Raw genomic sequence first — 21,735 nt, 5'->3', positions numbered from 1 at the left:
CGCTGACCGCGCTTTCGGACGCGGCATTCGCGGCGCTGATGGCGCCGCTAGGTCCCTTCGGGCCTTCTCCCGAGATCCTCGCCGGCGTCTCCGGCGGCCCGCACAGCCTCGCCCTCGCCTTGTTGCTGCATCGTTGGGCGCGTGCGCGCGGCGGCGCCTGCCTGCCGGTGGTGGTCGAGCACGGGCTGCGCGCCGACAGCGCGGCCGAGGCCCGCCACGTTGCGGCGCTGCTGGCGGGGCAGGGGATGGCGCCGGTGGTGCTCCCGCTCGGGCTGTCCGGTGGTTCAGGCCTGCAGGCGCGGGCGCGTGAGGCACGCCACGCCGCACTGCTCGGCGAGGCGGCGGCGCGGGGCGTGCCCCTCCTGGCGCTGGGCCACCATGCCGGCGACCAGGCGGAGACGCTGTTGCTGCGCGCCGGGGATGGCAGCGGCCCCTCCGGGCTCGCCGGCATGGCGCCCTGGCGCGCGGCCGGGCCAGCGGTGATCCTGCGGCCGCTGCTCGGCGTGCCGGCGGCGCGGCTCGAGGCGGTGGTGGCAGCGGCAGGGCTCGTGCCGGTGCGTGACCCCTCCAACGCCGATCCGCGCTTCACCCGCATCCGCCTTCGCCACGCCTTGGCCCAGGCCCCGGCGGCCGAGGCGGCGCTCGGCCGGGCCGCGGGCCGCTTCGCCACGCAGCGCGCCGCGGCCGAGGCCGCGCAGGCGGCGCGACTCGGGCGCTGCCTGACGCTCCATCCGGAGGGCTTCGCGCGGATCGACCTCGCCGCGCTCGGCCACGACCCGGTGGCGCTGGCCGCCCTCGGCCAGGCGCTGCGGCTGGTCGGTGGCGCGGCCTATGCGCCGGGCATGGCGGCGCTGCGGCAGTTGCTGCGCCAGGGGGCGGGGACCTTGCAGGGCGTGCAACTCGGCGCGGATGGCGTGCTGGCGCGCGAGGTCGCAGCATTGGCGCCGGCCGAGGCCGCGCGGCCGGGCCTGCTCTGGGATGGGCGCTGGCTGGTCGAGGCCGCCCCGCCGGGGCTCGAGATCGGACCGCTTGGCCCCGCCAGGGAGGGGCCGGCCGGCCCGGCCTGGATGCCGGCCCGGGTGCGCCAGGGGCTGCCGGCCCTGCGCGCACAAGGAATGCTGGTCGCGGTGCCGGCGCTCGGCTACGCTCCCCTTGGCCCGGTGCCGGGCCTCCGGCTGCGCTTCGCGCCCGGCGGGGCGGCGCTTGGTGCCGGCGTGGCTGTTCGGGCCTTGTCGGGTTGAGGCGAAAAGGTTCCGCACGAGCCCGGATGGAAGGCTGGCGCGGACACCCTATCTAGAGGCCAGGCGCCGGGACTGAGCGGCGACCAGGCGACAGGCAAGGGACGACACGGTGAACAATTTCGGCCGCAATCTCGCGCTTTGGGTGATCGTGGCGCTGCTTCTGGTGGCGCTCTTCAACCTGTTCCAGCCTTCGGGCGGCAGCACCCGGACCGCGCAGCAGGTCGCCTATTCCGACTTCCTGAACGAGGTGAATGCGGGCCATGTCCGCGACGTCACCATCCAGGGGCGCATCGTCACCGGGCAGCTCTCGGATGGCCGCAGCTTCCAGACCTTCACGCCGGAAGACCCGACGCTGATCAGCAAGCTGACCGATCGCGGCGTGCGCGTGGTCGCGCGGCCTGAGGAGAGCGACGTCAACCCGCTCTTCCAGATCCTGATCTCCTGGTTCCCGATGCTGCTGCTGATCGGCGTCTGGATCTTCTTCATGCGCCAGATGCAGGGCGGCGGCGGGCGCGCCATGGGCTTCGGCAAGTCCAAGGCCAAGCTGCTGACCGAGAAGCAGGGCCGCGTGACCTTCGAGGACGTGGCCGGCATCGACGAGGCCAAGGCCGAGTTGGAAGAGATCGTGGACTTCCTGCGCGACCCGCAGAAGTTCCAGCGCCTGGGCGGCAAGATCCCGAAGGGCGTGCTGCTCGTCGGCCCGCCGGGCACCGGCAAGACGCTGCTCGCGCGTTCCATCGCCGGCGAGGCGAATGTGCCCTTCTTCACCATCTCGGGCTCCGACTTCGTCGAGATGTTCGTGGGCGTGGGTGCCTCGCGCGTGCGCGACATGTTCGAGCAGGGCAAGAAGAACGCGCCCTGCATCATCTTCATCGACGAGATCGACGCGGTCGGCCGCCATCGCGGCGCGGGCCTGGGCGGCGGCAATGATGAGCGCGAGCAGACGCTCAACCAGATGCTGGTCGAGATGGACGGCTTCGAAAGCAATGAGGGCGTCATCATCATCGCGGCGACCAACCGCCCCGACGTGCTCGACCCCGCGCTGCTGCGCCCGGGCCGCTTCGACCGGCAGGTCGTGGTGCCGAACCCGGATGTGAACGGGCGCGAGAAGATTCTCCGAGTTCACATGCGCAAGGTGCCGCTGGCCTCGGACGTCGATCCCAAGACCATCGCGCGCGGCACGCCGGGCTTCTCGGGTGCCGACCTCGCCAACCTGGTGAACGAGGCCGCGCTGCTCGCCGCGCGTTCGGGCCGGCGCACGGTGGGCATGCAGGAATTCGAGATGGCCAAGGACAAGGTTATGATGGGGGCGGAACGCCGCTCGCTCGTCATGTCCGAGGATGAGAAGCGCATGACCGCCTATCACGAGGCCGGCCACGCGCTGGTGGCGATGCATGAGCCGGAATGCGATCCCGTGCACAAGGCCACCATCATCCCGCGCGGCCGCGCGCTGGGCCTGGTGATGTCCCTGCCCGCGGGCGACCGCTATTCCAAGCACAAGTCCAAGCTGAAGGCGGAACTCGCCATGGCGATGGGCGGGCGCGTGGCGGAGGAACTCATCTTCGGCGCCGACAAGGTCTCCAACGGCGCCTCGGGCGACATCAAGATGGCGACCGACCAGGCGCGGCGCATGGTCACCGAATGGGGCATGAGCGACAATCTCGGCATGATCGCCTATGGCTCGAACGACCAGGAGGTCTTCCTGGGTCATTCGGTGACGCAATCGAAGAACCTGTCGGAGGAGACGGCGCGCAAGATCGACGCCGAGATCCGCAGCATCATCGACGCCGCCTATGCCCGAGCCACCAAGACGCTCAGCGAGAACATGGACGAGCTGCACCTGCTGGCGAAGGGCCTGCTGGAGTACGAGACCATCTCCGGCGACGAGATCAAGCAGATCATCAAGGGCGAACCCCTGGTGCGCGAGCGTCCGGATGAGCCGGTGAACCAGGGCCGCGGCTCCGTGCCGAGCTCCGGCCGGCCCAACCCCCGCCCCAGCCCGGGCGGCTTCGCCCCGGCGCCGGGGACGTGATCCGCAGCGGCTGACGCTTTCATCTTTTCGCTGGCGCAGGGGCGGGGCATGGTCCCCGCCCTTGCTGTTTCAGGGGTTCCCGAGTCGTGACCGAAACCTGGGTCGAGCCGCTCGGCCTGCTGCGCGGGCGAGACGCCGAGGCCGCGATCGCCGCCGACATCGCCCTGCCGCTCGCCGGCGGGCCGTCGGCCTTCACCCTGGTGCGGCTGATCGGCCCCGGCGCGCCGCCGGGCGTGCTGCCGCTGGCCGATGTGCCGGAAGCCTGGCAGCCCCGTGTCGTCGCGCTGGCGCAACCCGTGCCCGCCTTCGCGGGCCTGCCGGCGCATCGCCCCCTGATCATGGGCATCCTCAACGTCACGCCGGACAGTTTCTCCGATGGCGGGCGGCATCTCGATGCCGGGGCGGCGATCGCGGCCGGCCATCTGATGCTGGAAGCCGGCGCCGACCTGCTCGACATCGGCGGCGAGAGCACGCGCCCGGGGGCGACGCCCGTCGCACCGGAGGAGGAATGCCGGCGCATCCTGCCGGTGATCCGCGAACTGGCGAAGGCGGCGCCGGTCAGCGTCGATACGCGCAATGCCGCGACCATGCTCGCCGCCCTCGAAGCGGGCGCTGAGATCGTCAACGACGTCACCGCGCTGCGCCATGACCCGGCGGCTGCGCGCGTGCTGGCGCGCAGCGAGGCCAGCATCATCCTGATGCACATGCTGGGCGAGGATCCGCGCACCATGCAGCGCGACCCGCGCTACGGCGACGTGGCGCTGGAGGTGGCGCAGTTCCTCGCCGCGCGGCTCGACTGGGTGACGCGCCAGGGCATCGCGCGCGAGCGGCTGGCCATCGATCCCGGCATCGGCTTCGGCAAGCGCCTGCCGCACAACCTGACCCTGGTCGAGCGCCTGCCCCTGCTGGCGGGCCTGGGCTGCCCGATCGTCTTCGGCGCCAGCCGCAAGCGCTTCATCGGCGAGATCGCGGCGGTCGAGACGGCGGCCGAGCGCATGCCCGGCTCGCTCGCCGCGGCGCTCGCTGCCGCGCGCAACGGCGCGGCGATCCTGCGGGTGCATGACGTGGCCGAGACGGCGCAGGCGCTGCGCGTCTTCCTCGCCTGCGAGGAGGGCCGCTTCGACCCGCCGGTGGACGCCGAACCCGAGGAAGCGTAGCTCCCCGCCATGACCAAGCCCACACGCAAGCATTTCGGCACGGACGGCATTCGCGGCAAGGCGAATACGCCGCCGATGGATGCCGGCACGGCGCTGCGCCTCGGCCAGGCGGCCGGCAGGTTCTTCAACCGGGGCACGCATCGGCACCGCGTCGTGATCGGCAAGGATACGCGCCTGTCGGGCTACATGCTGGAGCCCGCACTCACCGCGGGCTTCATCGGCGCGGGCATGGATGTGATGATCGTGGGCCCGCTGCCCACGCCGGCCATCGCGCTGCTCACCCGCAGCCTGCGCGCCGATCTCGGCGTGATGATCTCGGCCAGCCACAACCCCTATGAGGACAACGGCATCAAGCTGTTCGGCCCCGATGGCCTCAAGCTGTCGGACGCGCAGGAGGCCGAGATCGAGGCGCTGATGGAGGCGCCGAACCTCTCCGAATCGCTGGTCCGCCCGCAGAAGCTCGGCCGCGCGAGCCGGCTGGAGGACGCGCCGGGCCGCTATATCGAGGCCGCGAAGGCGAGCTTCCCGAAGGGGCTGAGCCTGGAGGGCCTGCGCATCGCCGTCGATTGCGCGCATGGCGCGGCCTACAAGGTCGCGCCCACCGTGTTGTGGGAATTGGGGGCGGAGGTGGTCAGCACCGGCGTCAGCCCCGATGGCTTCAACATCAACCGCGATTGCGGCGCGACCGCGCCGGGCCGTCTTGCCGAATTGGTGCGGGAGCGCCGGGCGGATCTGGGCATTGCTCTGGATGGCGATGCGGACCGGCTGGCGCTGGTGGATGAGCTTGGCCAGGTGATCGATGGCGACCAGATCCTGGCGACCATCGCCGCGTGCTGGCACCGCAGCGGCCGGCTCGCGGGCGGGGGCGTGGTGGCGACCGTGATGTCCAACCTCGGCCTGGAGCGCTACCTGGCGGGGCTCGGGCTGGCATTGCATCGCACCAAGGTCGGCGACCGCTATGTCGGCGAGCGGATGCGCGAGAGCGGGTGCAACCTGGGCGGCGAGCAATCTGGCCATGTGATCCTCTCCGACATCGGCACGACCGGCGACGGGCTTGTGGCGGCGCTGCAGGTGCTCGCACTGCTGGTGGAGGAGAAGCGGCCGGCCAGCGAGGTCTGCCGCCGTTTCACGCCGCTGCCGCAGCGGATCGAGAATGTGCGCTATGCGGGCGCGTCGCCGATGGGCGATGCGGAGGTGATGCGGGCCATCGAGGAAGCGGGGGCGAAGCTCGGCAAGGCGGGGCGGGTGCTGGTGCGTGCCAGCGGCACCGAGCCCCTGATCCGCGTGATGGCGGAGGCCGAGGATGAGACGCAGATGCACGCCACCGTCGATGCGCTGGCCAGCCTGATCCGCGCCCGCGCCGCGGCCATGATGGTGCAGAAGGCGGGGACGGCGGCGTAGCGATGCCTCAGGGGCGGGTTCTGATCTGCGCCGGCTCCGATTCCGGGGGCGGCGCCGGCATCCAGGCGGACATCAAATCCGTCACGGCGCTGGGCGGTTTCGCCGCCACCGCCATCACCGCGCTGACGGCGCAGAACACGCTGGGCGTGCAGGGCGTGGTCGGCGTGGCGCCCGATTTCATCAAGCTGCAGATCCACGTCGTGCTCGACGATATCGGCGCGGATGCGATCAAGACCGGCATGTTGGCCGACAGCGTGACCATCGCCGCGGTGATCGAGGCGCTGGCCGCCTATCCCGACATTCCCCTCATCGCGGATCCGGTGATGGTGGCGAAGGGCGGGCATCCGCTGCTGGCCGAGGAGGCCGTGGCGACACTGCGCGCCCTGCTGCTGCCGCGCGCCGCGCTCATCACGCCCAACATGCCCGAGGCCGAGGCGCTGACGGGTCTCACCATCGCGACCGTCGCCGACATGCACCGCGCGGCGGAGGCGCTGCTGCGCGCGGGCGTGCGCGCCGTGCTGCTCAAGGGCGGGCATGGCAGCGGCGCGGTGCTGACCGACCTGCTCGCCACGCAAGAGGGGATCGAGACCTTCGAGAGCCCGCGCCTCGCCACCCGGCATACCCATGGCACGGGCTGCACGCTGGCTTCCGCCATCGCCGCCGGCATCGCGCAGGGCTTGGGGCTGCGCGAAGCGGTGGTGCGCGGGCGCGCCTATGTGCGCGCCGCGATGCTCGCCGCGCCCGGCTTCGGCGCCGGCCATGGGCCGCTCGGCCACGGTGTCACCCTCGATCCCGCGCGGCTGGAGAATCTGCCTTGAGGCGCTACAGATTCGTCACGGTGGATGTGTTCACCGACACGCGCTTCGGCGGCAATCCGCTGGCGGTGTTCCCCGATGCGCGGGGGATGAGCGATGCGGAAATGCAGGCCCTGGCGGCCGAGTTCAACCTCAGCGAGACCACCTTCGTGCTGCCGCCGGCGGATCCCGCGAACACCGCGCGCGTGCGCATCTTCACCCGCAAATACGAAATGCCCTTCGCCGGGCACCCCAATGTCGGCACCGGCTACGTGCTGGCCGATCGCGCCGTCCAGGGGGCGCTGCGGTTCGAGGAGATTGCCGGCCTTGTCGAGGTGAAGGTCGAGCGCGACAGCGGGGGGGGGCTGCTCGGCGCGACCATCGCCGCCCCGCAGCCGCTGACGCTCGGGGCGGAATTGCCGCCGGTCGCGCTCGCCGCCTGCGCCGGGATCGATCCCTGGGAGGTGGTGACGGAACGCCATGCGCCCGTGATGGCGGGCACCGGCAACCCCTTCGTGCTGATGCAGGTCACGCCCGAGGCGCTGACCCGCGCCGCCCCCGATTTGGGCGAGTTCCGCCGCACCCTGGGGCAATGGCCGGTGCTGGGCGGTCGGCTCGCCCTGTATCTCTACGCGCCTGACGGGGCGCGGGTGCGGGCGCGCATGTTCGCCCCCCTGGGCGGCACCTTCGAGGATCCGGCGACAGGCAGCGCGGCCACGCCGCTCGCGGCCCTGCTGCTCTCCCTCGGCACGGCCGAGACGGGGGCCTGGGACATCCTGCAGGGCGTGGAGATGGGCCGGCTGAGCCTGCTGCGCACCACGGCCCGGCGTGGCCCCGATGGCATCCGCGCCACCGTCGGTGGCGGCTGCGTGAAGGTGCTCGAAGGGGAAGCGATCCTGTGAGTGTGAAGCCGAGCCTGGCCCATCTGCCCTTGCCGCTGCTGGCCATTCCCATGGGCACGGGCGGTGTCGGCCTTGCCTGGCGGGAAGCCGCGCGCGTGCTGGGCGCCCCCGCGGCGATCGGGGAGGCGATCCTGCTGCTGACCGCGCTCGCCTGGCTCGGCCTGGTCGCGCTGCATGGCCTGCGCGCGCTGCGGCATACGGAGGCCGTGCTGGCCGAGCTGCGCCACCCGGTGCGCGTCGCCTTCGCGGCGGCGCCCACGATCGGGCTGATGATCCTCTCCGCCGGCCTGTTCCCCTATGCGCCCGAGGCCGGGGCGCTGCTCTGGGCCGTCGCGGTGCCGCTGCACCTGCTGGTGGCGATGCTGCTGCTGCGCCGTGTCATCGGCGGGCGGGGCGAGGCCGCGATGCTCGCGCCGCCGCTGCTGATCCCCTTCGTGGGCAACATCCTCGCCCCGGTCTTTGGCGTGCGGATGGGTTTCCTCGATGCCTCCTGGATGATGTTCGGGGTGGGGCTGCTGCTGTGGCTGCTGGTGATGCCGCTGCTGCTGCACCGGCTCTTCGCGGGCCCGGCCCTGCCGCCGCCCTTGCGGCCTTCGCTGGCGATCTTCCTCGCGCCGCCGGCCGTGGGGGCCCTGGCGCTGGCGGCGCTGACCGGGACGACCCATGGCCCGGTGCTGATGCTGGCGGGCCTCGCCCTGCTCGTGGCGGCCGTGCTGGTTTCCCTGGCGAAGGAGCTGGTGGCCGTGCCCTTCGGCCCCGCCTGGTGGGGCTTCACCTTCCCCACGGCCGCCTTCGCCATCATGGCGATGGCGTTCGGCGGCCCGGCGCCCCTGGCCTGGGGCGCGCTGGCCCTGACCACGGGGCTGACGGGCTTCGTCGCCTGGCGCACCCTCCGCGCAGCCCAGGCCGGGGTGTTCCTGCGGCCCGAATCGCATTGATGGAGACGGCCATGAGCCTTTCCCCCCACACGACGCAGCATTGGCAGGTCACCAAGCCCGCCGCCACCGGCCGGCGCGGCATGGTCGCCAGCCAGTCGCGCGCGGCGGCCGAGGCGGGGCTCGCGGTGCTCGAGGCCGGCGGCAATGCGGCCGATGCGGCGGTCGCGATGGCCTTCGCCCTGGCCAGCCAGGAGCCCTGGAATTCCGGCCTGGGCGGCATCGGCTTCGCGCAGGTCGCGGCCCCCGGCCAGCCCGCCGAGACGCTGGATTTCGGCCCCGTCGCCCCGGCCGGGCTCAACCCGGCGGATTTCCCCACCACGGGGCGGATGAAGCAGGATCTCTTCGCCTGGCCGGAGGTGGTGGGGGATCGCAACATCCATGGCCCGCTGAGCTTCGTCATCCCCTCGGCGGTGGCGGGCTATGCCGCGCTGCATGAGAAACATGGCCGCCTGCCCCTCGCCGAGGTGCTGGCCCCGGCCGTGGCCCTCGCCCGGCGCGGCCTGCCTCAGGATTGGTTCACCACGCTCAAGGTCGCCAATGCGGCGGCGACCCTCAAGCTCTACGCGGAATCGGCGCGCATCTACCTGCCGAACGGCCTGCCGCCCGTTGCCCCCTATCAGGGCACGCCGGGCTTCCTGCGCCAGGGCGCGCTGGCCGACACGCTGGCCCGGCTGCAAACCGCCGGGCTGCGCGACTTCTACGAAGGCGAGGTCGCGGCCCAGATCGTGGCCGATGTCGCCGGCATGGGCGGCGTGCTCTCGGCCGCTGATCTCGCCGGCTGCCGCGCGCGCTTCCTGCCGGCCGTCTCGCTGCCCTGGCGCGGGCGCACGCTGCACCTGTCCAACGGCCTCACCGCCACGCCCACCTTCAAGCGTGTGGCCGCGCTGATGGAGGATGCCGATTGGTCCGGCGCGGCGCCCGGTACCGCCTGGCATCTCGCCTTCGCCAAGGCGATGCAGACCGCCTATGCCGAGCGCCTGGAAGGCCTGGGCGAGGCGGAACCCAAGGGTGCCGATAGCTGCACCACCCATCTGACGGTCTGCGACCAGGACGGGATGATGGTGGCGATGACCACCACGCTGCTCTCCTCCATGGGTTCGCGCGTGGTGCTGCCGGGCTCGGGCGTGCTGATGAACAATGGCGTGATGTGGTTCGACCCGCGCCCGGGCTCGCCCAACGCCATCGCGCCGGGCAAGCGGCCGCTGACCAACATGTCGCCGGTGATCGTGGCCGATGCCGATGGCACGCCGCGCATGGCGCTGGGCGCCTCGGGCGGGCGTCGGATCCTGGCTGCGGTGTTCCAGATGCTGGCCCTGACGGCGGGCTTCGGCCTGTCGCCGGAAGCGGCGGCGCATTTCCCGCGCCTCGACGTTTCCGGCCCCGAGGGGGCGACCGCCGATCGCCGCCTGCCGGCAGCCACGCTCGCCGCCCTGGCCGAGCTCGGCCCGCTCGAGGTGGTGGAGCATGCCGTGCTGCCGGTGAACTTCGCCTGCCCCAACCTGATCGCCATCGCGCCGGATGGCACGCGCCAGGGCATCACCGACGTGATGTCGCCCTGGTCGGCCGCCCTCGCGCAATGAGCGCGCCCAGCCTCGCGGAGGAGATCGTCCTGCTCTCGCTGGACGACGCCACCGGCCGCCCGCTGGGCCGGGCCGGCATGGCGCCGGACCTCGCCTTGGCCGGGGCGCTGCTGATGGACCTCGCCCTGGCCGGGCGGATCGACACGGATCGCGACCGGGTGGTGCTGGTGGACGCCACCCCCACCGGCGATGCCGTGGCCGATGCGGCGCTCGCCCGCCTCGCGGCCCCTGGCGCCCCCCATGATGCGCGCGGGCTGATCCCGCTGCTGGCGCGCGAGGCCAGCGCGGCGCGGGAGGCGCTGCTGGCGCGCCTCGTCGCCGCGGGCGTGCTGAAGCGGGTGGAGGAGCGCGTGCTCTTCGTCTTCCCCGATCGTCGCTTCCCCAAGGCGCCCGGCCGCGCCGAGGCCGCCGATGCCCGTGCCCGGCTGCGCGCCACGCTGCTCGGCCAGGAGATCCCGGAACCGCGCGACGCGCTGCTGCTCGGCCTCGCCCGCGCGGCGGGGCTGCTGCCGGCGATCCTCTCGGCCGAGGAGCTGGCGCAGGTCCAGCCCTGGCTGGCGGTGGTGACGCGGATCGAGAGCCTCAACCGCTCGCTCGGCACGGCGGTGGCGGATGTGCGGGCGATGCGCGTCGGGTCCTGAGCGGCGCGGCACACGGATTGCCAAGCCTCCCATCATCGGGCGGTGGGATGTTCTTCGCGCAAGGATGTTGCACGAAGTTTGGGCATCTTCCCGTCAGTGTGAACGCTGGGAGCGCATGCATGCTGAATCGTCGTCAACTTCTGGGCCTGACGGCCGCGGGTCTCGCCACGCCGGCGCTGTGGACCTCCGAGGCCCGCGCCCAGGGCGCCTGGCCCACGCGCGGTTCGATCCGCCTGATCGCCCAGTTCCCGCCGGGCGGGCTGGTGGACACGGTCTCCCGCCTGCTCGCGCCGCCCCTCTCCCAGGCGCTCGGCCAGAACGTGGTGGTCGAGAACCGCCCCGGCGCGGGCGGCATCATCGGCACCGATGTGGTCGCGAAGGCGCCGGCCGATGGCTACACGCTGCTGGTCAGCCATGCCTCCGTGCATGTCTTCGCCACCGCGACGCGCCCCACCCTGCCTTTCGACCCGATCGGCGATTTCACCCACATGGTGCACATGGTCGAGGCACCGAACATCCTGCTGGTGCGCGCCAATTCGCCCTTCCAGACGCTGGAGCAGTACATCACCGCGGCGCGCACGCGGCCCGTGCGCTTCGGCTCCTCGGGCATCGGCTCGGCGCCGCACCTGCTGGGGGCGATGCTCTCGGCCGAGGCGCGCGCGCCGAACCTCGACCACATCCCCTATGCCGGCAGCGCCCCGGCCATGCAGGACGTGTTGGCGAACAACATCGAATCGATGGTCGATCCGATCACCACGAATGTGCAGCAGCTGCGGGACGGCTCGCTCCGCGCGCTCGCCATCTCCACGCCGCAGCGCCTGACGGCCTTCCCGAACATCCCGACCTTCGCCGAACTCGGCTTCCCCAAGCTGACCTCAGGCCAGTGGCTGGGCCTCTCGGCGCCCAAGGGCCTGCCGGCGCCGATCGTCGAGCGGCTGACCGCCCTCGTGCCGCAGATCCTCGCACGGCCCGAGCTGATGGAACGCTTCACCGCGCTGCAGACCATGCCGCGCGCCACCGTGCCCACGGGCGACGCCTTCGTGTCGATCATGCGCCAGGAGATCGCCGAGTGGACCGCCGTGGCGCGGCAGTTCAACATCTCCGTCAGCTGAAGTCGCGCTGACGGCGGCATCGTTTCGTGGCAGGCTCGCCCCATTGGGGGGGCCTGCCATGTCGCTGACGATGCCTGAGGAGATCCTGCTGCTTCTCCTCGATGACGAGACCGGCCGGCCCGTGGGCCTGCCCGGCCCGGCGGGGGACCTTGCCCTCGCCGGCGCCATCCTGATGGAACTCGCCCTGGCGGGGCGGATCGACACCGATCTCAAGAGCCTGATCCTGGTGGATGGGCGCCCGGTGGGCGATGCGCTGCTCGACCCCGTGCTCGCGCGGATCGTGGCGGCTCAGGCGCCGCGGCCAAGCACGCTCTGGATCCAGGAAATCGCCGAGCACGGCCCCGACCTGCGCGCGCAGGTGCTGGAGCGGCTGGTGGCGGGCGGCGTGCTGCGCCCGGTCGAGGACCGCTTCCTCTGGGTCTTTCCCGATCGGCGCTACCCCAAGGCCGAGGGGCGTGAGGAAAGTGCCGAGGTGCGCCAGCGCCTGCGCGGCGTGCTGCTCGATGACGACATCCCCGACCCGCGCGACGCGCTGCTGATCGGCCTCGCGCGCGCCACGGGGCTGGTGGCGCTGCTGCTGAGCGAGGAGGAGGTCGCGCGCGTCGGCCCGCGGGTCGACCAGATCGCGGCGCTGGAGGAATTGTCGCGCTCGCTGGCAAGCGCGACGCACGATGTCTATGCCGCGCTGCTGCGCCAGGGCGCTGTGATCTGAGTCAGAAATTCTTCGCCCAGGCGAGGAAGACGAAGAAGCTGGCGATGCCCATGGCGAGGTGGCCGATCAGCATCGCCTGGCGCCCGCCGCGCCCCACGCCGCCCAGGCGGAAGGCGCCATAGCCCACCGCCACCGCAAGGCCGAGCAGCGCCAGGACCAGCCAGCCGGAGGGGCCGTTGGTCGGCCGCGGCGCGGTCAGGACCGTCAGCGCGACCACGCCGAGCGCGGCGAGTGCGGCCACCAGATGCGCCCGCACCACCGCCGGCTTGTGCAGCTTCTGCAGATGCAGCGCGCCCGCCACGAAGCCGAGTGCCAGCGTGGCGAGCAGGATCAGGATGGCGGGGGTCGAGGTCATGCGGCGGGGCTCCTTGGCGGCGCCCCTATCACGGCAGCCGCAGCGGTCGCCAGCCGAAGATCACCACCGCCATGCGCGTCGCCGCCACGCCGATGATGGTGACGATCACCACCGTCACCATCTCCTGCTCCTCGATCACCGGGCTGCGCCAGCCGAGATAGAGGCTGAGCGCCAGCGACCAGGCAAGCGCGACCTCGGCATAGAGGCCATCGCGCAGGTTGCGCACGCCGCCGCCGCGCACGATGTCGCGCATGATGCCCGCGCCCGCGCCGGTCAGCGTGCCCATCACGGAGCCCCAGAGCCAGAGCGGCGTCGCCGCCATGCCGAAGGTCACGGCGACGCCCGTCGCCGTGAGCAGGCCCAGCGCCACGGCGTCCACGACCTCGAAGGTGAAATTGTGCAATTGCCGCCGGCGCACCCAGGCGAAGCCCTGCGCCAGGGTGAAGGCCAGCAGCAGCCGCCCGCGCAGCAGGTTCCAGATCTGGCCCGCCGCGTAGGCCGCCGCCACCGTGCCGATGATGATGAACATCTTCAGCGGGCTGGCCATGAAGCCGATCGGCTGGCGGCCCAGCATCAGGTCGCGCAGCACGCCGCCGCCGCTGCCATTGATGGTCGCCAGGACCAGCGCGCCGAACAGGCTGAACTGAGAGAGCCGTGCGGCGAGGTAGCCCGCCAGGGCGGAATTGCCGGTGCCCAGCACCTCGAACAGGAACAGCCACTCGCTGCCCAGGGTGATGGCCAGCAGCACCGGCGCGCGGAATCGGCCCGCAATGGCGCCCAGGCGCCCCTCTTCCTCCAGCGCCGCGATGGCGCGGTCGAAGGCCTGGACGGTGCTCTCCGGCACATTGGGGGCGAACATCAGGTGCAGCGGCACGGCCAGCCGGAAGGGCGCCTCCTTCACCAGGGTCCGCGCGCCGCTCTGGCCGATCAGCATCGCGATGGAGAGGCGTTCGGCCAGGAAGCCGTCGATCTCGCCCGCGAGCAGCCGCTGCAGGTTCGTCGCGCTGTCGCCCGCGGTGCGTATCCGCCCGGCCTGTTCGGGGGCGGCGAGAAAGGCGTCGAGCGCGGGATCGACATAGGAAAATCCGGCCCGCACGCCGAGCCGGAACGCCGGGTCCGCGATCAGGCCTCGTAGCAGCGCGGGCGCGTCGGCGGCCGGCATCCGCGCGGCCTCGCCCCGGCGCATGATCAGCACGTTGATGTCGTGCCGATAGGCCCGGCTGAACTGCCCGGTGGCGCGGCGTTCGGCCGTGTCGGCGATGCCGGTGGCGAGCTCGAGCTCGTTGCGCGTCACCCCACGCATCAGGTCCGGATAGGCCATCGGCGCGAAGCGCACGCTGTGCCCGGCCCGCGCGGCGATGGCGTGGACCATCTCGATATCCACGCCGGTCAGGCGCTCGCGCCCGTCGCGGCGCTGGACGAATTGCTGCGGCTCGCCCGCATACCAGCCGCTGCGCAGCTCCGCCGCCGTGGCGGGCCCCATGCCCGCCAGCAACAGCAGCAGCGCGAGCAGCCGGCGGATCATGCGGCGGCGTTGGCCTTGCACCAGGCGGCGACCTGAGCATGGGTGGCGAACCACACGCCGGGCTTGCCCTTCATGTAGGCCACCAGCCGATCGAGCAGGGCGACGCGGCTGCGATGGCCGATGACATGCGGGTGCATGGTCAGCAGGAACATGCCCCCTTCCGCATAGGCGCCGTCGAACTCGGCGCGGAAGATCTCCTCCACCGCCGAGGGCGCGGTGTAGGGGCGCAGCGCGGAGAAGCGGACGAAGTTGAAATAGGGCGCATCGTCGCGGATCCATTCCGGCGGCAGCTCGACGATGCCGGTGGGCTCGCCCTGGTCGAGCAGCTCATAGGCATCGTCATCGGCCATCAGGGAGCTGTCATAGAGCAGCCCCATCTCGCGGATGATGGACAGCGTATCGACCGAGAAATCCCAGCTCGCCGTGCGGATGCCCACCGGGCGCTGGCCGGAGACCTTCTCGAGCGTCTCGGCCGCGCGGAGCGTGAGTTCGCGCTCCACGCCGGGCGGGAGCTGGGTGTTGGCCTCATGGATCCAGCTGTGGATGCCGATCTCATGGCCCTCCTGCGCCACGGCGCGGACCTCCTCGGGGTGCAGCAGCGCGGAGACGGCGGGGTAGAAGAAGCTCGCGCGCACATCGTGGCGGTCGAGCAGCGCGCGGATGCGCGGGATGCCCTGGCGGTTGCCGTACTGGCCCTGGCTGATGCGCATCGGGCTCTCATCCGAATCGCGCAGCGGGATGGTCTCGTGGTCGGCGTCGAAGCTGAGCGTCACGCAGCAGCGCGCGCCATTCGGCCAGGAGCTGGGGCGCAGGCTGCGCCCGGCGCGGGCGCGGCCCACGATCTTGCGCCATTCGGCCTCGGGCCATTCCCAGGGTGGTGTGCGGTCGGCCATGTCCAGCGTGCTCCCTCGTGGTCCAAGGGTTCCACCTTGGCCATCGAAGCCTCATGCTGGCAGCCTCCGCCGCCCTTCGGAAGTCCTGTGCATGAGCCTGCCGACCGACCCTGCCCTGATGACCGCCGAGCAGCTGCTCGGCCTCTATGCGCGCCGGGCGCTGAGCCCGGTGGAGGCGCTGAAGGCGGTGACCGAGCGCGTGGCGCGCTACAACCCCTGGGTCAACGCCTTCGCCACCATGAACCCGCGCAGCCTGCGCGAGGCCGGCGAGAGCGAGGCGCGCTGGGCGGCGGGCCGGCCGATGGGGATGCTGGATGGCGTGCCCTGCACGGTGAAGGACCTGCTCAACCTGGCGGGCTTTCCCACACGGCGCGGCAGCCGCACCACCGAGGCGACGCCGGCCAGCGAGGATGCGCCGGCGGTGCTCGGCCTCAAGGCCGAGGGCGCGGTGATCCTGGGCAAGACCACCACCACGGAATTCGGCTGGAAATCGCCCGGCGACTGCCCGCTGCATGGCGTCACGCGCAACCCCTGGAACCCGAACCGCACGCCGGGCGGGTCTTCCTCCGGTGCGGGGGCGGCGGGGGCGGCCTGTTTCGGGCCGCTGCATATCGGCACCGATGCGGGGGGATCCATCCGCATCCCGGCGGCCTTCTGCGGGCTGGTGGGGGTGAAGCCGAGCTACGGGCGCATCCCGCAATGGCCGCATGGCGCCTTCTCGGCCGTGGCCTGCGCGGGGCCCATGACACGCTCCGTCGGCGATGCCGCCCTGATGATGTCGGCCATGGCGCGCTTCGACCTGCGCGACCCGGTCAGCCTGCCCGATGACCCCCGCGACTGGCGCCGGGGCCTCGAGGCTGGGGTGGCGGGGCTGCGCGTCGCCGTGGTGCGGCGGCTGGGCTTCGAGCCGCCGCTGGACGAGGAAGGGGAGGCCGCGCTGCAGGTCGCGGCGAAGCTGCTGGCCGAACAGGGCGCCATCGTCGAGGAGGCCGACCCGCAACTGCCCGACACGCGCGCCATCTTCGGCCGCGTCTGGGGGGTGGCCATGGCGCGGGTCTTCGCCAATACGGCCGAGGAGAAGCGCGGGCTGCTCGATGCGGGCATCGAGGAGGTGGCGCGGCGCATGGGCACCATGCCGGCCTCGGAATTCCTCGCCGCCGACATGCTGCGCGTCGAGTGCGGGCATGTGATGGCGCGCTTCCACCAGCGCTACGATGTGCTGCTGACGGCCGCCACGCCCACCGCCGCCTTCGATGCCGATGCGCCCACGATCAAGCCGGCCGAGGCGCTGTGGCGCGACTGGGCGCCCTGGACCTTCGCCTTCAACCTGACCCGCCAACCCGCCATCGCCGTGCCCATCGGGCTCGACGAGCATGGCATGCCGCGCGGCGTGCAGGTGGCGGCCGCCCTGTATCGCGACGACCTCGCCTTCCGCGCCGCGGCGGCGCTGGAACGCGCGGCCAGCCTGCCTCTGGCAAATCCGGCCGAAACCGGGCAGATGCGCGCACCGTTGAACTGAGGAGACTATCGATGCGGCTGGTGACCTTCACGCGCGCGGGCAGGGTGCAACAGGAAGTCGGCGCGCTCGCCGATGATGGGTCGGTGCTGGACCTCGCCGCGGCCGAGCCGGTGCTGCGTGGCCAGACCATGCTGAGCCTCGCCGCCGCCGAGCCGGGCTTGATCGCCAGGCTGCGCGCCGCGCTGCCGCATGCGCCGAAGGTGGCCGATGCCCGCTTGATGGCGCCGATCCCGCGCACGCCCAAGAACATCTTCTGCGTCGGCAAGAACTACCATGAACATGCGAAGGAATTCGCGGGTTCGGGCTTCGATGGCGGGGCGAAGGATGTGGTGCCGCCCTATCCCGTGGTCTTCACCAAGCCGCACACCGCGATCATCGCGACGGGCGAGAAGATCCTTTCCGAGCTTGACCCCACCGGTGGTCTGGATTTCGAGGGTGAGCTGGCCGTGGTGATCGGCCATGGCGGGCGCGGCATCAGGAAGGCCGACGCGCTGAAGCATGTGTTCGGCTACACCATCGTCAACGACGTCACCGCGCGGCATCTGCAGAAGCGCCACAGCCAGTGGATCCTGGGCAAGGGGCTCGACACCTTCTGCCCGATGGGCCCGGCGATCCTCACCGCCGACCAGGTGCCCGACCCCACCAGGCTGGTGCTCACCACCTGGGTGAATGGCGAGCGCCGCCAGCACGCGCCGGTCGCGGACCTCATCTTCGACATCCCGACGCTGATCGAGGCGATCAGCGCCGCCATCACGCTCGAGCCCGGCGATGTGATCGCCACCGGCACGCCGGCCGGCGTGGGCATCGGCCAGACGCCGCCGGTCTTCCTCAAGAAGGGCGATGTGGTGCGGATCGAGGTCAGCGGCATCGGCGTGCTCGAGAACGAAGTCGCCTGAACGACAAAGGGAGCAAACGAACAATGGATCGCCGCACGCTGTTGACCGCCGCCGCCGCGCTGCCCTTCGCGGGCGCGGCGCAGGCGCAGGCCGATTTCCCGTCCCGCGCCATCAACATGGTGGTGGGCTTCCCACCCGGCGGCCAGGCCGACCTCGCCGCGCGCCCGACCGCGGCGGCGCTGGAAAAAATCTTCCGCCAGCCGGTGGTGGTGCAGAATCGCGGCGGTGCGGCGGGCGCGCTGGGCAATGCCTTCGTCGCGCGCAGCGCGCCGGATGGCTACACGCTGCTGATGGCGCTCTCCTCCATCGCGGTGATCCCGGAGGCCGAGAAGCTGTTCAACCGGCCGCCGCCCTACACGATGGACCAGTTCACGCCGATCGCGCTGATGAACGCGGACCCCACGATGCTGGCGGTACCGGCCAATGCGCCCTGGCAGACGCTGGAGGAATTCCTCGCCGCCGCGCGCGCCAATCCCGGCAGCATTCCCTATGGCTCGTCCGGCACCTACGGCACGCTGCATGTTGCGATGGAGATGCTGGCCGCGGCGGCGGGCGTGCGGCTGCTGCATGTGCCCTTCGGCGGCGCGGGGCCGGCCATCACCGCACTCCTCGGCGGGCAGATCCAGGCGCTGGCTTCCGCGCCGGGCACGCTGACGCAGCATGCGGCGAGCGGGCGGATCCGCGTGCTCGGCTGCTGGGGCAAGGAGCGCGTGGCGGCCTTCCCGAACGTGCCGACCTTCATCGAGCGCGGCTTCCCGGATGTGGAGTTCTACATCTGGGCCGGCCTCTTCGCCCCCGCCGCGACACCCGCGCCGATCATCCTCCGCCTGCGTGAGGCGATGCGCGCGGCGGCGCAGGACCCCGACCTGATCCGCGCCTTCACCACGGCCGGCGCGCCGGTGGCCTATATGGACCAGCCCGATTTCGCCCGCTTCTTCGCCGAGGACACGGCGCGGTTGCTGCGCGCGGTGCAGCGCATCGGGCGCGTGGAGTAGCCCCATGGAACAGCAGATCACCGCCTGGCTCGCCGGGCAGCACGACGCCATGGTCGCCACGCTCCGCGCCATGGTCGATACCGATGGCGGCAGCTACGACAAGGCAGGTGTGGATGCCGTGGGGGCGATCGTCGCGCGCTTCATGGCCGAGCACGACATCCCCGTGCAGACCTTGCCGCAATCGAAATACGGCGATTGCCTGCGCGCGGTGGTCGAGGGCGGTGAGGCCGCGCGTGGCAATGCCCGGCAGAACATCGTGCTGATGGGCCATCGCGACACGGTCTTCCCGAAGGGCGAGCCCACGCGCCGGCCCTTCACCATCGAGGGCAACCGCGCCTTCGGCCCCGGCGTGGCCGACATGAAGGCCGGGCTCGTGATGAACATGTATCTGCTGGCCGCCTTCCGGAAATTCGGCGGCGCGCCGGGACCGCTGGTGGGGCTCTTCACGGGTGACGAGGAGATCGGCTCGCCCGAGGGCCGACCGGTGATCGAGGCCGAGGCGCGCAGCGCGCGCGTGGTGTTCAACTCCGAACCCGGCCGGCCCAATGGCGGCATCGTCACCGGCCGCAAGGGCGGCGTGTTCATGGCGATGGATATCGAGGGCAAGGCCGCGCATTCCGGCGGCAATTTCGAGGCCGGAATCACCGCGATCGGTGAACTCGCCGCGAAGATCACCGCGATCCATGCGCTGACGGATTTGCCGCGCGGCATCACGCTCAATGTCGGGCTCGTCAGCGGCGGGCAGAGCGTGAACACGGTGGCCCCCTGGGCGCAGGGGCAGATCGATCTGCGCTATGTCGAGCCCGCCGATCGCGACGAGATCGTGGGCAAGATCGAAGCCATCGTCGCGAAGAGCTTCATCCCCGGCACGCGCGCCACGCTCACCATCCGCGGCGAATTCCTGCCGTTGACGCAATCGGCCGAGGCGGCCGCGCTCTACCGCCTCTATCGCGGCGCGGCGCAGGAGACGGGCTTCGACCCCTCCGGCGAATTCTCCGGTGGCTGCGCCGATAGCGGCTTCACCGCCGCGGTCGGCGCACCGACGCTGTGTTCGGTGGGGCCCGTTGGCGGCAAGGCGCATAGCCCGGAGGAATACCTCGAACTCGACAGCCTGGTGCCGCGCGCCCAGGCCGTCGCGCGCGCCATCCTGAAGCTCGACGCGGCGGGGCTGTGATGTCGACGCGCAGCGCGCCGCCGGATGAGGCGCCGAAGCTGCGCACCGTCGCCATGCCGGCCGATGCCAACCCGTCGGGCGACATCTTCGGCGGCTGGCTGATGGGGCTGATGGACCTCGCCGCCGGCAATGCCGCCGCAAGGCGAGCGCGCGGGCGTGTCGCCACCATTGCTGTGGAGGGCATGGTCTTCCACTCGCCCGTGCTGGTCGGCGATGAGGTCAGCATCTTCGCGAAGGTGGTGAAGGTGGGCCGCAGCTCGATGCGCATCGAGGTCGAGGCCTGGCGCCGGAAGATGTCCGAGGATGCCTCCAACCAGGTGACGGAGGCGGTCTTCACCTTCGTCGCCATCGATGCCGAGCGGAAGCCGCGCGAAGTGCCGCCCGCATGAGGAAGCCCGCATGACCCTCGACGAGCCCTGGTCGCTGCGCGTGCCGCATCGCATCCGCTGGTCCGAATGCGATCTCTACGGCCACGTCAACAACGCCGCCTACCTCACCCTCTTCGAGGACCTGCGCGTTGCGCATTGGGAGGCGCTGAGCGGCGCGCCGATCTCGCCCGCCGTGCCGGGGCCGGTCGTGGCCTCGCTGGATGCGCGGTTCCTCAAGGCGGCGGGCTTCGGCGATGCGGTGCTGCTCACCTGTCGCCCGGTGAGCTTCCGGCGCACGTCGTTCATCCATGAATACGCGCTGTGGAAGGATGGCGAGGCGTGCTGCGTCGGCCACGCCGTCTGCGTGGTGACGCGCCAGGATACGGGCGAGAAGGTGCCGCTCTGGGAGGAGCTCCGCGCGCGGCTGCTCAGCGAAGGCGCGCGCGCGGAGTAACCCTCACACGCGCCAGGGGCGCTTGCGCCAGAGCGCCTGGATGGCCGCGTGGTCCTCGCGCATCATCGCGCGGTAGTCGGCGCCGACCAGCGGGCGCGTCGGCATGCCGGTGCGCTCGGCATCGGCGATGAAGGCCGGATCCGCCATCGCCTCGCGGAACGCCGCCTCAAGCCGGAGGCGAATCTCGTCCGGCAGGCCGGGCGGCGCGCCGATGCCGCGCGCACTGCCGCCCAGCACGTCATAGCCCTGCTCGCGGAAGGTCGGCACGGTGCCGGTCGGGGCCCAGCGCTGCGGCCCGCCCTGGCCGAGGCAGCGGATGCGCCCCTCGCGCATCAGGGGCAGGCCCTCGCTCATGTTGAGGCTGCCGATGGGCAGCGACCCGCCCAGCACGTCGCGCAGCATCGGCGCGGTGCCGTTATAGGGCACGTGCAGCAGCCGCACGCCGGCGGCTTCCTCGAAGCCCAGTTGCAGCAGATGGTCGTCGCTGCCGATGCCGGCCGTGCCGACGCCGATTTCCTCCGGCTTGGCGCGGGCGGCCGCCTTCAGATCGTCCAGCGTGCGCCAGGGGCTATCGGCGCGCACCCAGAAGCCGCCCGGATCATCGACGACGTTCGCGATGTAGGTGAAATCCTCCGGCCGGTAGCGGGGGCGGCGCTCGACGGCGATGGCGTGCATGGCGGTGTTGGTCAGCGCGCCTAGCGTGTAGCCATCGGGCGCGGCGTTGAACAAGGCCTCGAAGCCAAGCTGCCCGGCCGCGCCGGGGCGGTTGACGATGGCAAAGCGCGCGCCGGGCAGGCGCGGCGTCACGAAATGCACGATGGGCCGCACCATGTTGTCCACGCCGCCGCCGGGCGGGAAGGGCACGATCACCTCGATGGCGCGGTCGGCGGGCCAGGCGGCCTGGGCGATGCGCGGCGCGGCGAGGCCGGCGGCAACGGCCCCCAGCAGAAGGCGGCGGGTGGTCATGGCATGTCCCTCCCAGGACGTGTTTGCACCAGCATGGCGCAGCCGGGGGAGGGGGCGCAAGCGGTTGATTCGCTTGCGAA

General features: G+C 71.8%; 21 protein-coding genes. 17 read left to right on the top strand and 4 right to left on the bottom strand.

The genetic code is table 11. The features are described from left to right. The first annotated feature begins 38 nt into the window (after positions 1–38). From tilS to AC2D9U_RS03460, 11 genes are all read left to right on the top strand, one after another. The gene (tilS, locus tag AC2D9U_RS03510; RefSeq protein WP_484746521.1) at positions 39–1,241 is read left to right on the top strand and encodes a tRNA lysidine(34) synthetase TilS; all 1,203 of its coding nucleotides are present in this window, start codon (positions 39–41) and stop codon (positions 1,239–1,241) included. Between the two features lie 109 nt (positions 1,242–1,350). Further along, positions 1,351–3,273: an ATP-dependent zinc metalloprotease FtsH gene (ftsH, locus tag AC2D9U_RS03505; protein ID WP_484746519.1), complete on the top strand. Its 1,923-nt coding sequence runs from the start codon at positions 1,351–1,353 to the stop codon at positions 3,271–3,273. Between the two features lie 86 nt (positions 3,274–3,359). Further along, on the top strand, positions 3,360–4,430 hold the full coding sequence (gene folP, locus AC2D9U_RS03500) for a dihydropteroate synthase (RefSeq protein WP_484746517.1): 1,071 nt from the start codon (positions 3,360–3,362) through the stop codon (positions 4,428–4,430). A gap of 9 nt (positions 4,431–4,439) precedes the next feature. Then, complete coding sequence (gene glmM, locus AC2D9U_RS03495; protein ID WP_484746515.1) at positions 4,440–5,831, top strand: phosphoglucosamine mutase; 1,392 nt, start codon at positions 4,440–4,442, stop codon at positions 5,829–5,831. A 2-nt stretch (positions 5,832–5,833) separates the two neighbouring features. After that, the gene (gene thiD / locus AC2D9U_RS03490; protein WP_484746514.1) at positions 5,834–6,649 is read left to right on the top strand and encodes a bifunctional hydroxymethylpyrimidine kinase/phosphomethylpyrimidine kinase; all 816 of its coding nucleotides are present in this window, start codon (positions 5,834–5,836) and stop codon (positions 6,647–6,649) included. Further along, complete coding sequence (locus tag AC2D9U_RS03485; protein ID WP_484746512.1) at positions 6,646–7,527, top strand: PhzF family phenazine biosynthesis protein; 882 nt, start codon at positions 6,646–6,648, stop codon at positions 7,525–7,527. The genes thiD and AC2D9U_RS03485 overlap by 4 nt, the downstream gene beginning before the upstream one ends. After that, entirely contained in the window at positions 7,524–8,465 is a 942-nt protein-coding gene (locus AC2D9U_RS03480) for an SLAC1 family transporter (protein ID WP_484746510.1), read from the top strand. The genes AC2D9U_RS03485 and AC2D9U_RS03480 overlap by 4 nt, the downstream gene beginning before the upstream one ends. 11 nt (positions 8,466–8,476) lie before the next feature. Further along, the gene (locus AC2D9U_RS03475) at positions 8,477–10,045 is read left to right on the top strand and encodes a gamma-glutamyltransferase (protein WP_484746508.1); all 1,569 of its coding nucleotides are present in this window, start codon (positions 8,477–8,479) and stop codon (positions 10,043–10,045) included. After that, positions 10,042–10,686: a GOLPH3/VPS74 family protein gene (locus tag AC2D9U_RS03470; protein ID WP_484746506.1), complete on the top strand. Its 645-nt coding sequence runs from the start codon at positions 10,042–10,044 to the stop codon at positions 10,684–10,686. Before AC2D9U_RS03475 ends, AC2D9U_RS03470 begins: the two co-directional genes overlap by 4 nt. A 119-nt stretch (positions 10,687–10,805) precedes the next feature. After that, positions 10,806–11,798, top strand: coding sequence for a Bug family tripartite tricarboxylate transporter substrate binding protein (locus AC2D9U_RS03465; protein ID WP_484746504.1), 993 nt, complete (start codon positions 10,806–10,808; stop codon positions 11,796–11,798). 70 nt (positions 11,799–11,868) lie between these two features. After that, positions 11,869–12,510: a GOLPH3/VPS74 family protein gene (locus AC2D9U_RS03460; RefSeq protein WP_484746503.1), complete on the top strand. Its 642-nt coding sequence runs from the start codon at positions 11,869–11,871 to the stop codon at positions 12,508–12,510. A gap of 1 nt (position 12,511) precedes the next feature. Here the strand turns inward: AC2D9U_RS03460 and AC2D9U_RS03455 are convergent, their stop codons facing one another. From AC2D9U_RS03455 to AC2D9U_RS03445, 3 genes are read right to left on the bottom strand one after another with little or no spacing between them, the layout of a single operon-like run. Then, complete coding sequence (locus tag AC2D9U_RS03455) at positions 12,512–12,865, bottom strand: hypothetical protein (RefSeq protein WP_484746501.1); 354 nt, start codon at positions 12,863–12,865, stop codon at positions 12,512–12,514. A gap of 28 nt (positions 12,866–12,893) precedes the next feature. Next, positions 12,894–14,390, bottom strand: a complete 1,497-nt coding sequence (locus AC2D9U_RS03450; RefSeq protein WP_484746499.1) for a TRIC cation channel family protein — start codon at positions 14,388–14,390, stop codon at positions 12,894–12,896. Continuing rightward, entirely contained in the window at positions 14,387–15,283 is an 897-nt protein-coding gene (locus AC2D9U_RS03445) for a polysaccharide deacetylase family protein (RefSeq protein WP_484746497.1), read from the bottom strand. The genes AC2D9U_RS03450 and AC2D9U_RS03445 overlap by 4 nt, the downstream gene beginning before the upstream one ends. Before the next feature lie 91 nt (positions 15,284–15,374). On the opposite strand from AC2D9U_RS03445, the gene AC2D9U_RS03440 reads away from it, so the two are divergent. From AC2D9U_RS03440 to AC2D9U_RS03415, 6 genes are read left to right on the top strand one after another with little or no spacing between them, the layout of a single operon-like run. After that, positions 15,375–16,802, top strand: coding sequence for an amidase (locus tag AC2D9U_RS03440; protein ID WP_484746495.1), 1,428 nt, complete (start codon positions 15,375–15,377; stop codon positions 16,800–16,802). A gap of 11 nt (positions 16,803–16,813) precedes the next feature. Then, positions 16,814–17,698, top strand: a complete 885-nt coding sequence (locus AC2D9U_RS03435; protein WP_484746493.1) for a fumarylacetoacetate hydrolase family protein — start codon at positions 16,814–16,816, stop codon at positions 17,696–17,698. Positions 17,699–17,721: 23 nt separating this feature from the next. Next, complete coding sequence (locus AC2D9U_RS03430) at positions 17,722–18,693, top strand: tripartite tricarboxylate transporter substrate binding protein (RefSeq protein WP_484746492.1); 972 nt, start codon at positions 17,722–17,724, stop codon at positions 18,691–18,693. A gap of 4 nt (positions 18,694–18,697) precedes the next feature. After that, positions 18,698–19,867, top strand: coding sequence for a M20 family metallopeptidase (locus AC2D9U_RS03425; protein WP_484746490.1), 1,170 nt, complete (start codon positions 18,698–18,700; stop codon positions 19,865–19,867). Then, positions 19,867–20,256 carry an acyl-CoA thioesterase gene (locus AC2D9U_RS03420; protein ID WP_484746489.1) on the top strand — a complete coding sequence of 130 codons (390 nt, stop codon included), beginning with the start codon at positions 19,867–19,869 and terminating at the stop codon, positions 20,254–20,256. Before AC2D9U_RS03425 ends, AC2D9U_RS03420 begins: the two co-directional genes overlap by 1 nt. Before the next feature lie 10 nt (positions 20,257–20,266). Beyond that, a complete protein-coding gene (locus AC2D9U_RS03415) occupies positions 20,267–20,689 on the top strand; it encodes an acyl-CoA thioesterase (protein ID WP_484746487.1) in 423 nt (140 codons plus the stop codon). A gap of 3 nt (positions 20,690–20,692) precedes the next feature. Here the strand turns inward: AC2D9U_RS03415 and AC2D9U_RS03410 are convergent, their stop codons facing one another. Continuing rightward, a complete protein-coding gene (locus tag AC2D9U_RS03410; RefSeq protein ID WP_484746485.1) occupies positions 20,693–21,655 on the bottom strand; it encodes a tripartite tricarboxylate transporter substrate binding protein in 963 nt (320 codons plus the stop codon). Positions 21,656–21,735 lie beyond the last annotated feature (80 nt).

It is taken from the genome of Roseomonas sp. TF40 (genome assembly GCF_057219975.1).
Note: the sequence above shows the minus strand (reverse complement) of the source record. Positions and strands in the feature narration are given on the sequence as shown.